Genomic DNA, 14,661 nt, shown 5'->3' on the forward strand with positions numbered 1-14,661 from the left:
GCGGACGCATTCTTCGCCCTGCCGAATGACGCGGCAGCATCATCCAGGACTAGAAACGATGGTAGAACTTTACGGCAAGACATTGACCCGCCACGAAATCGAGGCGGCCAGCGGAGGGTTGTCCCACGCCGCGGGCGTCCGGCTGATGGTGCTGGAAAACGGGATCGAGCGCGGCAACCGGATGCTGGAATTTCGCAGCGGATCGGGCCTGCGTTTCACTGTCCTTGTCGACCGCGCGATGGATATTGCCGATTGCGAACATAACGGGCGGGCCATCGGCTGGCATTCGCCCGCTGGATTCCGCCACCCCTCGCTTTCCGACTATGAAGGCGAAGGCGGGCTCGGCTGGATGCGCAGCTTTTCAGGGTTGATGGTGACCTGTGGGCTGGACCACATCCTGTTCATGAACGAGGTGCCGACGGACAGCTACGTCTATGGTCCGCGCAAGACCGCCTCGCATTCGCTGCACGGTCGCGCCGGGACGATCCCTGCGCATCTGACCGGTTATGGCGAACGCTGGGACGGCGACCGCTGTTTCCTGTGGGCCGAAGGCGTTGTCACGCAATCGGCAGTTTTTGGCGAACACCTGGAACTGCATCGCCGCATCGAGATCGAGGTCGGATCGGACGAGATTAGTTTGTCCGACCGCGTGGTGAACCGCGGCTTTTATCGCACGCCTCACATGTATTGCTATCACATCAATGTCGGCCATCCGGTGCTTGAGGAAGGTGCGCGTTATCTGGCGCCCATCGCCGAAACCGTCTGGGCCGCGCATGCCGACAGCTATGACCGGCAGGGCGTCGGCTATCGCCGACTTCCCGCGCCGCAGATGAACTTCCATGAACAGGTATGGCAGCACGAGCTCGTCGCAGACGACAGCGGAGAGGTTCCCGTCGCGCTGGTCAATGACCGGCTTGGCCTTGGCTTCATGGTCGTCACGCGCAAGGACCAGTTCCCCTGCCAGTACGAGTGGCAGAACCTGCAGGCCGGGCAATATGCGTTGGGGATCGAACCCTCGACCAACCATGTTCTGGGCAACCTGTCCGCGCGTGAGCGTGACGAGATGATCTGGCTGCAACATGGCGAGGAGCGCGCCTATGACAGCCGTTTCGTGATCCTGCCCGACGCCGCCGCCGTCGCCGGGGCCGAGGCGCGCATCCGTGCGATCCACACCCAGCCAGATACCGACTATCCCGTGCCCTCGGGCAATTTCCGCAAGATCGGGGGCCGCGATGTCTGACCTGACCGGACGCCGCATCCTTTACACCGGGGCCGCAGGAGGGCTCGGCCACCAGACCACCCTGCAGCTTCTGATGGCCGGGGCCGAGGTGATCGCGCTGGACCGCGACCATCGCAAGAACGCGGAGCTTGTCGCTGACACCCCCGCCGACCTGCGCGCTCGCCTGCATCTGGTCGAGGCGGATCTGGCCGACAAGCCCTCGATCGAGGCGCTGCTGGCCGGGCTGGTTGCAGAACGTCCGCTGGATGCGGTCATCAATAACGCCGCCATCTATCCCTCGAAACCGTTCGAGGAATACACCTCGGACGAACTCGCACTGGTTCATGCGATCAATGTTGAAGCGGCGCTGATCTGCACCCGCGCCGCCCTGCCGGGGATGCGGGCGCAGGGCTGGGGCCGGATCATCAACGTCACCTCGATCACCCTGACCGGCGGGTGGGAGAACCTGACCCCCTATGTCCAGTCCAAGGGCGCATTGATGGGCCTGACGCGGGCCTGGGCGCGCGAGTTCGGCAAATGGGGCATCACCGTCAACGCCATCGCCCCCGGCGCCTTCCCGACCGATGCCGAAAAGATCCATCCCGATCCCGCGGGCTATAACGCGATGGTTCTTGAGCGGCAGGCGGTCAAGCGGCGCGGCCATGCAGGCGACATCGCCGCGGCCATCCGATTCTTCCTGTCCGACGAGGCAGGATTCATCACCGGACAATCCCTGGCCGTCAATGGCGGCTGGACGATGCATTAAGGAGCATTTTCATGGGCATTCTCGACGGAGTTACCGTTCTCGACTGCTCGATCGCCATGGCTGGACCGTTCGCGGCGCAGCGGCTGGGCGATCTGGGCGCGAATGTCATCAAGATCGAACCCCTTGCGGGAGAGTGGCAGCGACATGCTCCCGCCGGCGGGATCACCGGGAACAAGATCAACGTCTCGTTCCTGTCGCTTAACCGCAACAAGCGTTCGCTGGCCATCGACCTGAAATCCGAAGGCGGCAAAGAGGTGCTGCGCAAGCTGGTCGCCACAGCAGATGTCTTCATCCAGAACTATCGTCCCGGTGTCGCGTCGCGGCTGGGCGTCGATTACGACAGCCTTTCCGCGATCAATCCGCGGCTGATCTATGTTTCGATGTCCGGCTATGGCGAGGATGGCCCCAGCGCCATGCGCCCCGGACAGGATCTGCTGCTGCAGGCAATGTCGGGCGCGATGCTTTCCGCCGGACGCGAGGGCGAAGCCCCGACCCCGGCGGGCCAATATCTGGTCGATGCGATTACTGCCTATACCGCCTTCGAAGGCGCGCTGGCCGCGCTTTACCACCGCGAGCGTACGGGCGAAGGCCAGAAGGTCGAGGTCAACATGCTGGATGCGATCACCACCATCCAGATGCAGGAATTGTCTGTCTATACCGTCGGGCAAAAGCCGCAGACCCGTTCGGCCGAGCCGCATGCCCATGTCTATATCCGCTCGCCCTATGGCATCTTCGGGACCAATGACGGCAAGTTCATCGCGCTGGCCATGCCGAACTTCCCCGGCCTCGCCCGCGCGCTGGAAGAACCGCGCCTTGCCGGACTGGACGAGATGAGCGCCGGATGGGAAAACCGCGATGAGACCTTTGCGCTGGTCCGCGATGCGATCGCCAAGTTCAGCCAGCCCGACGCACTGGCGCGCCTTGAGGCGGAAGGCATCTGGGTCGGGCCGGTCTATGGCTATGCCGACCTGCTGACGGATCCGCAGATCGTCCATAACGGCACCTTCATCGAATACGACCACCCGACGGAAGGCCGGGTCAAGACGCCGGGCTTCCCGATCCGGTTTTCCCGCACTCCGTCGGAAATGCGCTTCGGCGCGCCGCTGACGGGGCAGCATACCGACGAGGTGCTGGCGGCCGCAGGCTATGACCCGTCCGAGATCGAGACGCTGGTCGCGCAGGGCGCCGTCGGCCGGGGGCAGTCCTGATGTTCCGTGGGTTGACCTGGGATCACCCGCGCGGACGCCACGCGCTCGAAGCTGCCGAGGCCGCGGGCGGACCGATCGCGTGGCAGGCGCAACCGTTGGAGGGGTTTGAAAGCGCTCCCATCGGCGAGCTTTGCGCCCGTTACGATCTGGTCGTCCTCGATCATCCTCATCTGGGCGAGGCGCTGGCGCTTGGTTGCCTGCGCCCCCTTGACGAGGTGTTTGACGCATCGGAACTGGCCGCGATCGCAGATCGTGCCATCGGTCCCAGCATGGCAAGCTATGTGATGCAGGGCCGTCCATGGGCCCTGCCTCTGGATGCCGCGACGCAGGTCATGGCCCGCCGCCCCGACCACCTTGCCACCCCGCCCCGCACATGGGACGAGGTTGCGGCGATTTCGCGCGAGACCGGCAAGGTCGCACTGTCCCTGGCCGGGCCGCATGCATTCCTGTCCTTCCTGTCGGTCATGCAGTCGATCCGCCCCGATCTGGACCTTCGCGACGGCGACCGCTGGATCGATACCGACACCGCGACCCGTGCCTTGACCCTTCTGGGCGAACTGGCGCAGCGCAGCCCCGCTTCGGTCTCCTCGCTGAACCCGATCGGGATTCTTGAGCACATGTCCTCGGGGGAGCAGGACGTGATCCTGTGTCCGCTCATCTATGGCTATGTGAATTATGCCGCGCCGTCACGGCCGGTGCCGCTGGCCTTTTCCGATGCGCCCCGGATGACGGCGGATGGACTGCCCGGCTCTATCTTGGGCGGGACCGGGATCGCGATCTCGACCCGCTGCACGGTCGATGATGCGCTGCGCGCCCATCTTCTGTGGCTGATGAGCCCCGAGGCGCAGCGCGGCTTCATTCCGGACCACGACGGCCAGCCCGGTACGCGCGAGGCATGGCTTGATCCGCGCGTGAACGCGCTGACCGGCAATTTCTTTGCCGATACCGCCGCCACGCTTCAGGCGGCGTCGATCCGGCCCCGGCACGACGGATTCATCGCGTTCCAGGGCGCGGCCTCGGCCCTCCTGCGCGAGGGATTTGCCGCGGGGACCGATACCGGCCTTCTTTCCGTCCGGCTGGAAGACCTGTTCCGCGCCTCTCACACGGCCAGCACCGAGGTAACCGTATGACCGCCCCTTTGACATTCGAAACGCAGGGCCAGATCGGCGTCATCACCTATAACCGGCCCGAAAAGCTGAATGCCATGACGCCCGAAATGGCCGAGCTGATGGTCGATGCGATCACCCGCTGCAACCAGGATGACGACGTACGCGCCGTCGTTCTGACCGGCACCGGCAAGGCGTTTTGCGCGGGTTCGGACATCGCGCTTCTGGACAGCTATGCCACGCCCTGGGACTTCCGCAACCGGACCGAGTATTGCGACGCGCTGCGGGAACTTCGAAAACCCTCGATCGCCGCGATCAACGGCTATGCCTTTGGCGGCGGGCTGGAGATGGCGCTGTCCTGCGACATCCGCATTGCTGCCGATACCGCAAGACTCGGGGCACCCGAAGTCAAGCTGGGCTGGATCGGTGGTGGCGGCATGACCGCGCTGCTTGCGCACTCCATCGGCCCCTCGAACGCGGCCATGATGGTGATGACGGGCGACCCCATCGACGCGGAAAAGGCCCTGGCTTGGGGTTTGGTCAGCGAGGTTCACCCCGCCGACGCCCTGCATGCCCGCGCGGTCGAGATCGCGACCGCCATCGCCGCCCGCGCGCCCATCGCGGCTGAGACGGCGAAAAGCAACCTCGCGGCAGCCTTCAACATGCCGCTGGAGCAGGCCATCGCCTATGAACGCGACCTGCAGACCATCTGCTTTGCGACCGAAGACGCAAACGAGGGCCGCGCCGCATTCTCGGCCAAGCGTGCGCCGCGTTTCAGGAGGCGCTGAGATGACATTCGACCTGCGCGCGCTGGTGCGACAGCGCGAATTCTCGGTGCTGGCCATGCTGCTGCTGGTGGCGCTGTATCTAAGCTTTGCCAGCGAGTATTTCCTGTCCCATCGGAACCTGATGAATGTCGGCAGACAGGCCTCGGTCGTGGCGATCGTTGCACTGGGTCAGGCGCTGGTCATCATCGCCCGCGGCATCGACCTGTCCGTCGGCTCGGTCATCGGATTGTCGGCTGTCTGCTCGGCGATGGTGATGAGGGCGACGGGATCGGATCCGCTGGCGCTGATGGCGGGGCTGGGTGCCGGGATTTGTGCCGGCGCTCTCAACGGATTGATGGTCACGCGGCTGCGGATCAATCCCTTTATCGCGACGCTGGGGATGCTGTCGGTTGCGCGCGGCGTCGCCCTGCTGATGACCGGCGGTATCCCGGTTCCCTATTCCGGCTGGGCGGAATGGTTGGGTGCAGGGCGGATCGCCGGGGTGCCGGTTTCGGTCCTGCTGATGATCCTTCTGGTCGTGATGGTCCATATCGGCGCGACACGCAGCGTCGCAGGGCGCGAGATCTATGCCGTGGGTGACAACCCCAAGGCCGCGCGGCTGGCCGGTATCGACATCGCCCGCACCCGCATGATCGTCTTCACCTTCACCGGGCTAGTCGCTGGACTGGGCGGGATCATCCTGGCCGGAAACCTGGCCAGCGCGGATCCGAACCTGGGCATGGGATACGAGCTTGACGTGATCGCCGCCGTCATTCTGGGCGGCACCGCGCTTAGCGGAGGGCGCGGCTCTATCCTGGGGGTGCTGATCGGCGCGATGCTGATGGCGCTGCTGAACAACGCCTTCGTGCTGCTGGGGGTCTCGGCCTACTGGCAGGTGGTGACCAAGGGGCTGATCATCATCATGGCCGTCGGGATCGACGGATTGCGGCGCGGACCCGAGGCGGACGAATAGCAAATCTGAGGAGGAGAAGCCTGATGCAGATGAAGAAATGGATAGGCGCCGGTGCCGTGGCCTTGGCACTGGCACTCGCGCCCGCCGCGATGGCGCAGGACCTGCCCAAGGGCGCGACGGTGGCCGCCACGCAGAAATCGGACAAGGAACTGCGGATCGCCTTCCTGTCCTTCCAGAACAACCCGTTCTGGGTTCCGGTCACCGAAGGGGCCGGGGCCGCCAACGATTATCTCAAGAACTTCAACGGCAAGGTCGATTTCATTGACCTTGGCGACGACCTGACCGCCGAGGCGGTGGTCGCGGGTGTCGAAGCGGCGCTGGTCCAGAATTACGACGGCATCGTGGTTGTGCCGATCTTCGACGGCACCGCCCGGATCATCAATGAGGCGGTCGACGAAGGCGTGCCCGTGGTCACCATCATCGCCGAGGGCAGCCAGCCGTCGAAGCGGCTGGCCTTCATCGGTCAGGATGCCAAGGCCGCCGGGGCGCAGATCGGCGAATTCATCGCCGGAAAGATGCAGGGCAAGGGTAAGCTGGGTGTCATTACCGGCTATTTCGGCGCAACCCAGCACCAGGCGCGGATGGACGGAGCACTGGAATATCTGAAAGCAAACGCGCCCGGTATCCAGATCGTCGGTCCCTTCGAAAACCGCGACAAGGCCGAGGCCGCCTATAGCATCGTGCAGGACATGGCGACGGCGAATCCCGATCTGGGCATGATCTATGTGACGGCGGGCGGACCCTTTGGCGCAGCCAAGGCGGTCAAGGATCTGGGGCTTACCGGCAAGGTCGGAGTGGTGGGCTTCGACCATACCCCCGAGAACACCGCCTATGTGCCGTCGGGCGAGATGGTCGGTCTGCTTGACCAGGCACCGTTCCAGCAGGCCTTCGACGGCTCGGTCATGCTATTCAACCATATTGTTGCGGGCTACCAACCGGAAAGCGATGTCATCAAGGTCGACGGCAACCTGATGACGAAGGAGTCGGGTTCGTGATCCGAGCCGTCCCGGCCGTGGAGGAGGGGCATGCGCCCCCTCCGCTTCTGGTGCTCGATGGGGTCGAGAAAAGTTTTGGGCCGAACCAGGTCCTGAAGAACGTCTCGTTTACCGTTCACCCCGGAGAGGTCATCGGTCTTCTGGGCGAGAACGGGGCCGGAAAATCCACGCTGATGAACATCGTCTCGGGGGCCTTGCGGCCCTCGGGCGGGCAGATCTCCTATGACGGAGCGACCCATGAGCTGGGCTCGATCACCGAGGGCATCGAGGCCGGGATCTCTTTCGTCCATCAGGAGTTGTCCATCGTCGGATCGCTCAGCGTCGCCGAGAACCTTTTCCTGGGTCGCCTGCCCCGCAACCGCCTGGGGCTGGTCGATTTCGCGGCCATCCGTTCGGCCTCGCGCGCGATGCTGGACGGGATCGGGGCCGACTGGATCCGGCCCGAGCGCCTGGCGGGCAGCCTGCGCGCAGGGGAACAGCAACTGGTCGAGATCGCTCGGGCCGCAGCCCGCAAGCCGCGCCTGCTGATCCTGGACGAACCAACATCATCGCTGACGCCGCACGAGGTCGCGTCGTTCCTGGCCTATGTCCGCCGCGTCAGGTCCGAGGGCACGGCGATCATCTTCATCACCCATCGGCTGGAAGAGGCGATGGAGATCTGTGACCGGCTGCTGGTGCTGCGCAACGGGCAGATCGTGTCGGACCTGCCGCCGGGCCGGACAAGCCGTGCGCAGATCATCCGCGACATGACCGGAAAGCAAAGCCTGTTCGAATACCAGCCGCGCGCTGTCCCCGTATCGGCACCGGCGCTTCTGCTGTCAGAGGTCAGCGACCGCGATCATTTGCGCGATATCAGCCTTGAAGTGCGCCGGGGCGAGGTCTTCGGCCTGTTCGGGCTGGTCGGGGCGGGCCGGACCGAGCTTCTTGAGACGATCTGCGGTGCGCGCCGACTGCGCGCCGGGCGCATGGAACTGATGGGTCAACGTCACGCTCCGGTAAATCCTGCCCACGCCTTGCGGGACGGGGTCGCGCTGGTGCCCGAGGGGCGCAAGACCGCCGGGATCCTGCCGCAGCATTCGGTACGCCGGAACGCCTCGGCCGCGGCTCTGCGCAGCATGACACATGGCCCTTTGGTTGCGACTGCAATCGAGGCACAGCGCACCGGGGCCGAATTCAAGGCTCTGGGCGTCCGGATGGAAAGTGACCGCCAGCCCATCACGACCCTGTCCGGGGGAAACCAGCAGAAGGTGATCTTTGCCCGCGCGCTTCTGGCGCAGCCCCGGCTTCTGCTGCTGGATGAACCGACCCACGGCGTCGATATCGGTGCCAAGGCCGAACTATACGAGATTGTCCGCCGCACCGCAGATGAAGGGCTGACGGTCATCGTCGCCTCATCCGAGCTTCCCGAGATCAATGCCCTGTGCGACCGGGTGGCGGTTCTGTCCAAGGGACGGCTGGCGGGTATTCTGGAACGTGACAAGATGGATGACGCGACGCTTCTGCGGCTCGCCTTCAGTGGACATGAGGAATGACATGATCGACGATCTTTCTGGCCTTTGGCTGGGCCGAGTCTGGCTGCCCAAGATGCAGGGGCCAGCGGTGGTGACCCTGCGCGACGGGCAGGTCATCGACATCACCGCGAAAGGTGCGGCCACCGTCTCGGAAATCTGCGAGATGGCGGATCCGGCCGCCCATGTCCGCGATGCTGCGGGGGTAGCCCTTGGTCCGCTCGACCAGATCGCGGCGGGACGGGTCGGGGATCTTTCGGTAATTCACTTCCTTGCCCCCTGCGACCTGCAGGCGGTCAAGGCCTGTGGAGTGACCTTTGCCCGGTCCATGGTCGAGCGTGTGATCGAGGAAAAGGCGGGCGGGGATCCGGCCCGCGCCGAAGCCATCCGCACCCGCATCGGTGCCGTGATCGGTGACAGCCTGCGCAATATCCGCGCCGGGTCCGAGGAGGCCGTCCGCGTGAAGGAGGCCCTGATCGCCGAAGGCATGTGGTCGCAATATCTTGAGGTCGGGATCGGCCCGGATGCCGAGGTCTTCTCCAAGGCGCAGGTGCTAAGCTCGGTCGGGCCGGGCGCGGAAATCGGACTGCACCCGATCTCTACCTGGAACAACCCCGAGCCGGAAATCGTGCTGGCGGTTTCCTCTGCGGGCCGGATCGTGGGCGCGACGCTTGGCAATGACGTGAACCTGCGCGATGTCGAGGGACGTTCGGCGCTGCTTTTGTCGAAGGCCAAGGACAACAATGCCTCGTCCGCGATCGGGCCGATGATCCGCCTGTTCGATGCGGGATTTTCGCTGGATGACGTGCGCCGTGCCGAACTTGCGCTGAGGGTCGAGGGGCCGGACGGGTTCGTGCTGAACGGTCATTCCTCGATGTCCCAGATCAGCCGCGATCCTGAAGATCTCGTGCGACAGACGGTTGGGCGCCATCACCAGTATCCCGACGGATTCATGCTGTATCTGGGAACGCTTTTCGCCCCGACCGAAGATCGCGATGCGAAGGGAGAAGGCTTCACCCACAAGCTGGGCGATATCGTCACGATCTCGGCGCCGGGGCTTGGGCGACTGACCAATACCGTGCGACTGTCGACCGAATGCCCGCAATGGTCCTACGGCATTTCGGCCCTGATGAAGAACCTGGCAGCCCGAGGGCTTTGCTGACCAGCGGATTGCGCGGCGGGGAAGATCATCCCCGCCGCGCAGTGTAGATCAGGCCGCGAGTTGTTCGTCCGCGGGACCGAAGAACTCATAATGGATCCGGTCAGCGGTCACGCCGGCCTCGGCCAAAGCCTGCACCGTCGCGCGCAGGAAGGGTCGCGGACCGCACAGGTAGTAATCGGCATCCGCAACGGGCGTGTTCGCCAGCAGCCAGTCGCCGCCGATGATCCCTTCGTGGTCATAGTCGCGCCCGGCTTCTTCGCCCGGCAGCGGGGTCTGGTGGAAATCGGTCACCAGAACGTTTCCTCGCCCGGCGGCAAGACTGCGGACATGATCGCGCATCGCGTGGGTATCGCGGTCATGTGTGCCGTGGACGTAATGCACGGGCACATCCGCGCCATCGCGAACCAGCGTTTCCAGCATCGCGACCATCGGCGTCAGGCCGACGCCGCCCGACAGAAGGACGACCGGCCGCTTTGCCGCGGGCTTCAGGTGGAAATCGCCTGCCGGTGCCGCGACTTTCAGGACGGTGCCCGGTTCCTGCGCGTGCAGCCAGCCCGAGGCCAGCCCCATCTCTTCGCGCTTGACCGAGATGCGATAGCTGCGCCCGTTCGGCGCGGCCGAGATCGAGTAGTTGCGCTTGACCGGGGTTTGACCGGGGATTTCCAGCCAGAAGGTCAGGTACTGACCCGGCTTGTAATCCATGACCGGCCCACCATCGACCGGGGCCAGCACGAAGGACGTGATTACGCTGCTTTCGCGGGTCATCTGTTCGATGCGGAAATCGCGCCAGCCGTTCCAGCCGCCCTGAAGCCCATGCTGCTCGGCATAAATGTCCTTTTCGCGCCCGATCAGGATATTGGCCAGGAACCAATAGGCTTCGCCCCAGGCGGTCATGATCTCATCCGTGGCGGCATCGCCCAGAACGTGCTTGATCGCGCCCAGCAATGCCTCACCCACATGGGGGTAATGCTCGGGCAGGATCTGCAGGCCGACATGTTTCTGGGCGATCCGTTCGACCGCCGAAGTCAGCGCGCCAAGGTTGTCGATATTCGCGGCATAGGCCAGCACGGCCCCCGCCAGTGCACGCGGCTGGGCGTCGCTGCTGCCATGATGCGATTGGTTGAACAGATCGCGGATCTCTGGGTTGCGGAACATGCGGCTGTACATTTCATGGACGATGTCCAGCCCATGCGCCTGCAGGGCAGGCAGGGTGGCCTTTACAAGCGCGATGGTGCGTTCACTCAGCTGGTCGGTCATGGGAAGCTCCTGTCCTTATCCTGTCGCCGCGGCGATTAAAGATGTATCATGGATACATCTATTCATGCGCCCCATATCGCGCAACAGGGATGCAAGTTGACGAGGGACCGATGAAGCTGACGCAATACACCGATTACGCGATGCGGGCGCTTTTGTATCTGGGCCGCGAGCCAGAGCGGCTGTCCTCGATCGCCGAGATCGCAAAGGCTTATGGAATCTCACAAAATCACCTGATGAAGGTCATCAACGACCTCGTCAACGCGGGGTATCTGAACAGCGTCCGGGGCCGGAATGGAGGCGTCCGGCTGGCTCGGAAGCCGTCAGAGATCAATGTGGGTGCGCTGATTCGTCACACCGAGGACAGCTTTGATCTGGTGGGATGTGGCAGCTGCATCATCGCCCCGGCCTGCGGACTGACCTCGGTTCTGGGCGAGGCGCTGGAGGCGTTTCTGGCAGTCCTTGACAGATACAGTCTGGCGGACGTTCTGGCGCGGCGCGGGGATTTCGCTCATCTGTTGAACATCAAGCCGGCCTGACGGCGACGGTCAGTAGATGGGAGGCGACACGATCCACAGGACCACTGCCGGTTCCGCGCCCGGATTTTCCCAGCCGTAGCTTTCTTCGCGAAACTGAAAGCTGTCGCCGGGGCCAAGTTCGAACCGCGCGCTGCCAAGGATCAGGATCAGACGCCCGGACAGCAGGACCCCGCCATCCTCCTTGTCGCGGGCGGGGCGCATTCCGCTGCTTTTCGACCCCGGCGCAAAGACCGAGCGGATCATTTCGAACGAACCGCTGAGGCCGGGGGACAGCAATTCCTCGGACAGGCCGGATTCAGCCGAGCCGATGGCACTGCGGTCGGCTGCACGAACGACAAGCCCCTGTTCTTCCGGGCGGCGGCTGGAAGATCGGAAGAAGAAGCTGATGTTCAGGTCGAACAGCCGCGCGATCTGGCCAAGGTCATGGACCGAAGGTGTGGTCATGCCGCGTTCGACCTGGCTGAGCCAGCCAAGCGAGCGATCCAGCGCCGCCGCGCAATCCGCGATGGTCATGCGACGGGCCTTGCGCAAGGCCCGGATATCCTGCCCGATCCTGTCCATCCCCCACGTTTATGATGAAATCTGGAAATATTCCAGCCCCCCCCCGCACTGCTGCTGAATAAATTCATCGTGGTGAAATTCAATGCTTGTTTTTTCATTTCAGGGTGACACCATGTCCCTACCCTAGCCAGAGAGCGACTCATGCAAGACCTGCCCAGTTCCGCCCGCGTCGTCATCATCGGTGGCGGCATCTCCGGTTGCTCGGTCGCCTATCACCTGGCGGAACTGGGCTGGACCGACATCGTGCTGCTGGAGCGCAAGCAGCTGACCTGCGGCACCACCTGGCACGCGGCCGGGCTGGTCGGACAGTTGCGAGCCAGCCAGAACATGACGCGACTGGCGAAGTATTCGGCAGATCTGTACCGCCGGCTTGAGGCAGAGACCGGCCTGGCCACCGGGTTCAGCCAGCGCGGCTCGATGACCGTCGCGCTGACTGCGGCACGGCGCGAGGAATTGTTGCGCCAAGCCTCGATGGCGCGGGCTTTCGGTGTCGAGGTGAATGAGTTGACGCCGGCGCAGGTCAAGTCGCTTTATCCGCATCTGGAGACCCGCGACGTGGTCTCGGGGGTGCATCTGCCGGGCGACGGACAGGCAGACCCGGCCAATATCGCGCTGGCCCTTGCCAAGGGCGCGCGGATGCGGGGCGCCCGCATTCAGGAAGGCGTCAAGGTCACGCGCGTCACCACCGATCGCGGCCGCGTCACCGGCGTCGATTGGCAGGCGGATGGGGAAACCGGCCATATCGCCACCACCCATGTCGTCAATTGCGGCGGCATGTGGGGCCGTGATCTTGCGGCGCAGAACGGCGTCACCCTGCCGCTTCATGCCTGCGAGCATTTCTACATCGTGACCGAGGGTATCCCCGGCCTGGCCCAGTTGCCGGTGCTGCGCGTTCCCGACGAATGCGCCTATTACAAGGAAGATGCGGGCAAGATCCTGCTGGGCGCGTTCGAGCCGGTTGCAAAGCCCTGGGGCATGTCGGGCATCCGCGAGGATTTCTGCTTCGACCAGCTGCCCGAGGATCTGGACCATTTCGAACCGATCCTGGAAAAAGCCGTCGCGCGCATGCCGATCCTTGCCGAAACCGGCATCCATACCTTCTTCAACGGCCCGGAAAGCTTTACCCCCGACGACCGCTATTATCTGGGCGAGGCGTCGGGATTGCAGGGCTATTGGGTGGCGGCCGGGTATAACTCGATCGGGATCGTTTCCTCGGGGGGCGCGGGCATGGCGCTGGCCCGCTGGATGGACAAGGGCGAGCCACCCTTTGACCTGTGGGAGGTCGATATCCGCCGGGCCCAGCCCTTCCAGAGAAACCGCCGCTATCTGCGCGAGCGCGTGACCGAAACGCTGGGGCTGCTTTACGCCGATCACTTTCCCTATCGCCAGATGGCCACGGCCCGCGGGCTGCGCCGTTCGCCTCTGCACGAGCATCTGAAGTCGCAGGGGGCGGTCTTTGGCGAGGTGGCCGGGTGGGAGCGCGCAAACTGGTTCGCCAGCGGCGACCAGCCCCGCGCCTATGACTATGCCTGGGGTCGCCAGAACTGGTTCGAGAATAGCGCCGCCGAGCATCGGGCGATGCGCGAAGGCGTCGGACTGCTTGACATGACGAGCTTTGGCAAGATCCGGGTCGAGGGGCGGGACGCCCTGCCCTTCCTGCAGCGGCTATGCGGCAATGACCTTGCCGTCGAGCCGGGCCGGATCGTCTATACCCAGATGCTGAACGATCGCGGCGGCATCGAAAGCGACCTGACGGTGACGCGTCTTGCCGAGAACGCCTTCCTTCTGGTCGTGCCCGGCGCGACCTTGCAGCGCGATCTGGCCTGGCTGCGTCGTCACCTTGACGCCGAATTCGTGACCATCACAGACGTTTCCGCCGCCGAGGCCGTCATCCCCGTCATGGGCCCAAGATCACGCGACTTGCTGTCGCGAGTTTCGCCGGATGATTTCTCGGACGCAGCGCATCCCTTTGGCGTCGCACGCGAAATCGAGATCGGGCTTGGCCTCGCCCGCGCGCATCGCATCTCCTATGTCGGCGAACTTGGGTGGGAGCTTTACGTCAGCGCCGAACAGGCGGCGCATGTCTTCGAGACCCTGACCGAGGCCGGGACCGATCTGGGCCTGCGCCTGTGCGGCCTGCATGCGATGGATTCCTGCCGCATCGAAAAGGCCTATCGCCATTTCGGGCATGACATCACGGACGAGGATCACGTGCTGGAGGCAGGGCTGGGCTTTGCCGTGAAACCCGCCAAGGGTGACTTCTTCGGGCGCGACGCCGTGCTGCGCAAGCGCGACGCCGGACTGACCCGGCGCCTGCTGCAATTCCACCTGTCGGACCCCTCTCCGCTGCTGTTCCATAACGAGCCGATCCTGCGCGACGGCCGGATCGTCGGGCAGATCACCTCGGGTGCATATGGCCACACCCTGCAGGGAGCGATCGGGCTGGGCTATGTCCCCTGCCGCACAGACGAGACGGCGGCGGAAATGCTGGCGTCGGATTACCGGATCGAGGTCGCGGGGCAAAGCTTCGCGGCCGAAGCCAGCCTGAAGCCGCTTTATGATCCCCAATCGCAGCGGGTGCTGGGCTAGTCAGGCACCCAGTC

At 64.4% G+C, this 14,661-nt stretch carries 13 protein-coding genes; 11 read left to right on the forward strand and 2 right to left on the reverse strand.

Features of this window, described 5'->3' with window-relative positions; genetic code table 11:
* Positions 1-58 precede the first annotated feature (58 nt).
* Genes ACO2Q4_RS06960 through ACO2Q4_RS07000 form a run of 9 tightly spaced genes read left to right on the forward strand, consistent with a single transcriptional unit; the run spans position 59 to position 9,704 of the window.
* On the forward strand, positions 59-1,240 hold the full coding sequence (locus tag ACO2Q4_RS06960) for an aldose 1-epimerase family protein (protein ID WP_423318287.1): 1,182 nt from the start codon (positions 59-61) through the stop codon (positions 1,238-1,240).
* The gene (locus tag ACO2Q4_RS06965) at positions 1,233-1,985 is read left to right on the forward strand and encodes an SDR family NAD(P)-dependent oxidoreductase (protein ID WP_311757964.1); all 753 of its coding nucleotides are present in this window, start codon (positions 1,233-1,235) and stop codon (positions 1,983-1,985) included. The genes ACO2Q4_RS06960 and ACO2Q4_RS06965 overlap by 8 nt, the downstream gene beginning before the upstream one ends.
* Before the next feature lie 11 nt (positions 1,986-1,996).
* On the forward strand, positions 1,997-3,193 hold the full coding sequence (locus ACO2Q4_RS06970; RefSeq protein WP_423318289.1) for a CaiB/BaiF CoA transferase family protein: 1,197 nt from the start codon (positions 1,997-1,999) through the stop codon (positions 3,191-3,193).
* Positions 3,193-4,323 carry an ABC transporter substrate-binding protein gene (locus tag ACO2Q4_RS06975; protein ID WP_423318291.1) on the forward strand — a complete coding sequence of 377 codons (1,131 nt, stop codon included), beginning with the start codon at positions 3,193-3,195 and terminating at the stop codon, positions 4,321-4,323. The genes ACO2Q4_RS06970 and ACO2Q4_RS06975 overlap by 1 nt, the downstream gene beginning before the upstream one ends.
* Positions 4,320-5,087, forward strand: coding sequence for an enoyl-CoA hydratase/isomerase family protein (locus ACO2Q4_RS06980; protein WP_395134792.1), 768 nt, complete (start codon positions 4,320-4,322; stop codon positions 5,085-5,087). Before ACO2Q4_RS06975 ends, ACO2Q4_RS06980 begins: the two co-directional genes overlap by 4 nt.
* 1 nt (position 5,088) lies before the next feature.
* Entirely contained in the window at positions 5,089-6,039 is a 951-nt protein-coding gene (locus tag ACO2Q4_RS06985) for an ABC transporter permease (RefSeq protein ID WP_423318293.1), read from the forward strand.
* 23 nt (positions 6,040-6,062) lie between these two features.
* Entirely contained in the window at positions 6,063-7,034 is a 972-nt protein-coding gene (locus ACO2Q4_RS06990) for a sugar ABC transporter substrate-binding protein (RefSeq protein WP_423318295.1), read from the forward strand.
* The gene (locus ACO2Q4_RS06995) at positions 7,031-8,566 is read left to right on the forward strand and encodes a sugar ABC transporter ATP-binding protein (RefSeq protein WP_423318297.1); all 1,536 of its coding nucleotides are present in this window, start codon (positions 7,031-7,033) and stop codon (positions 8,564-8,566) included. The genes ACO2Q4_RS06990 and ACO2Q4_RS06995 overlap by 4 nt, the downstream gene beginning before the upstream one ends.
* A gap of 1 nt (position 8,567) precedes the next feature.
* Complete coding sequence (locus ACO2Q4_RS07000) at positions 8,568-9,704, forward strand: fumarylacetoacetate hydrolase family protein (protein ID WP_311757971.1); 1,137 nt, start codon at positions 8,568-8,570, stop codon at positions 9,702-9,704.
* A 48-nt stretch (positions 9,705-9,752) separates the two neighbouring features.
* Here the strand turns inward: ACO2Q4_RS07000 and hmpA are convergent, their stop codons facing one another.
* Positions 9,753-10,961 carry an NO-inducible flavohemoprotein gene (gene hmpA, locus ACO2Q4_RS07005; protein WP_311757972.1) on the reverse strand — a complete coding sequence of 403 codons (1,209 nt, stop codon included), beginning with the start codon at positions 10,959-10,961 and terminating at the stop codon, positions 9,753-9,755.
* 110 nt (positions 10,962-11,071) lie between these two features.
* On the opposite strand from hmpA, the gene ACO2Q4_RS07010 reads away from it, so the two are divergent.
* The gene (locus ACO2Q4_RS07010) at positions 11,072-11,497 is read left to right on the forward strand and encodes an RrF2 family transcriptional regulator (protein ID WP_395134801.1); all 426 of its coding nucleotides are present in this window, start codon (positions 11,072-11,074) and stop codon (positions 11,495-11,497) included.
* Between the two features lie 9 nt (positions 11,498-11,506).
* Here ACO2Q4_RS07010 and ACO2Q4_RS07015 read toward each other — a convergent pair whose 3' ends face one another.
* Positions 11,507-12,058: a helix-turn-helix domain-containing protein gene (locus tag ACO2Q4_RS07015; RefSeq protein ID WP_311757974.1), complete on the reverse strand. Its 552-nt coding sequence runs from the start codon at positions 12,056-12,058 to the stop codon at positions 11,507-11,509.
* A gap of 141 nt (positions 12,059-12,199) precedes the next feature.
* Between ACO2Q4_RS07015 and ACO2Q4_RS07020 the strand changes: the two genes are divergently transcribed.
* A complete protein-coding gene (locus tag ACO2Q4_RS07020) occupies positions 12,200-14,647 on the forward strand; it encodes a GcvT family protein (protein ID WP_423318301.1) in 2,448 nt (815 codons plus the stop codon).
* Positions 14,648-14,661 lie beyond the last annotated feature (14 nt).

It is taken from the genome of Paracoccus sp. KR1-242 (assembly GCF_049446195.1).
Lineage (GTDB): Bacteria > Pseudomonadota > Alphaproteobacteria > Rhodobacterales > Rhodobacteraceae > Paracoccus > Paracoccus broussonetiae.

Excerpts from the sequence above, each read along its gene's own strand:
- ACO2Q4_RS06960 (WP_423318287.1), top strand. The coding sequence starts at position 59 with ATGGTAGAACTTTACGGCAAGACATTGACCCGCCACGAAATCGAGGCG.
- ACO2Q4_RS06965 (WP_311757964.1), top strand. The coding sequence starts at position 1,233 with ATGTCTGACCTGACCGGACGCCGCATCCTTTACACCGGGGCCGCAGGA.
- ACO2Q4_RS06970 (WP_423318289.1), top strand. The coding sequence starts at position 1,997 with ATGGGCATTCTCGACGGAGTTACCGTTCTCGACTGCTCGATCGCCATG.
- ACO2Q4_RS06975 (WP_423318291.1), top strand. The coding sequence starts at position 3,193 with ATGTTCCGTGGGTTGACCTGGGATCACCCGCGCGGACGCCACGCGCTC.
- ACO2Q4_RS06980 (WP_395134792.1), top strand. The coding sequence starts at position 4,320 with ATGACCGCCCCTTTGACATTCGAAACGCAGGGCCAGATCGGCGTCATC.
- ACO2Q4_RS06985 (WP_423318293.1), top strand. The coding sequence starts at position 5,089 with ATGACATTCGACCTGCGCGCGCTGGTGCGACAGCGCGAATTCTCGGTG.
- ACO2Q4_RS06990 (WP_423318295.1), top strand. The coding sequence starts at position 6,063 with ATGCAGATGAAGAAATGGATAGGCGCCGGTGCCGTGGCCTTGGCACTG.
- ACO2Q4_RS07000 (WP_311757971.1), top strand. The coding sequence starts at position 8,568 with ATGATCGACGATCTTTCTGGCCTTTGGCTGGGCCGAGTCTGGCTGCCC.
- hmpA (WP_311757972.1), bottom strand. The coding sequence starts at position 10,961 with ATGACCGACCAGCTGAGTGAACGCACCATCGCGCTTGTAAAGGCCACC.
- ACO2Q4_RS07010 (WP_395134801.1), top strand. The coding sequence starts at position 11,072 with ATGAAGCTGACGCAATACACCGATTACGCGATGCGGGCGCTTTTGTAT.
- ACO2Q4_RS07015 (WP_311757974.1), bottom strand. The coding sequence starts at position 12,058 with ATGGACAGGATCGGGCAGGATATCCGGGCCTTGCGCAAGGCCCGTCGC.
- ACO2Q4_RS07020 (WP_423318301.1), top strand. The coding sequence starts at position 12,200 with ATGCAAGACCTGCCCAGTTCCGCCCGCGTCGTCATCATCGGTGGCGGC.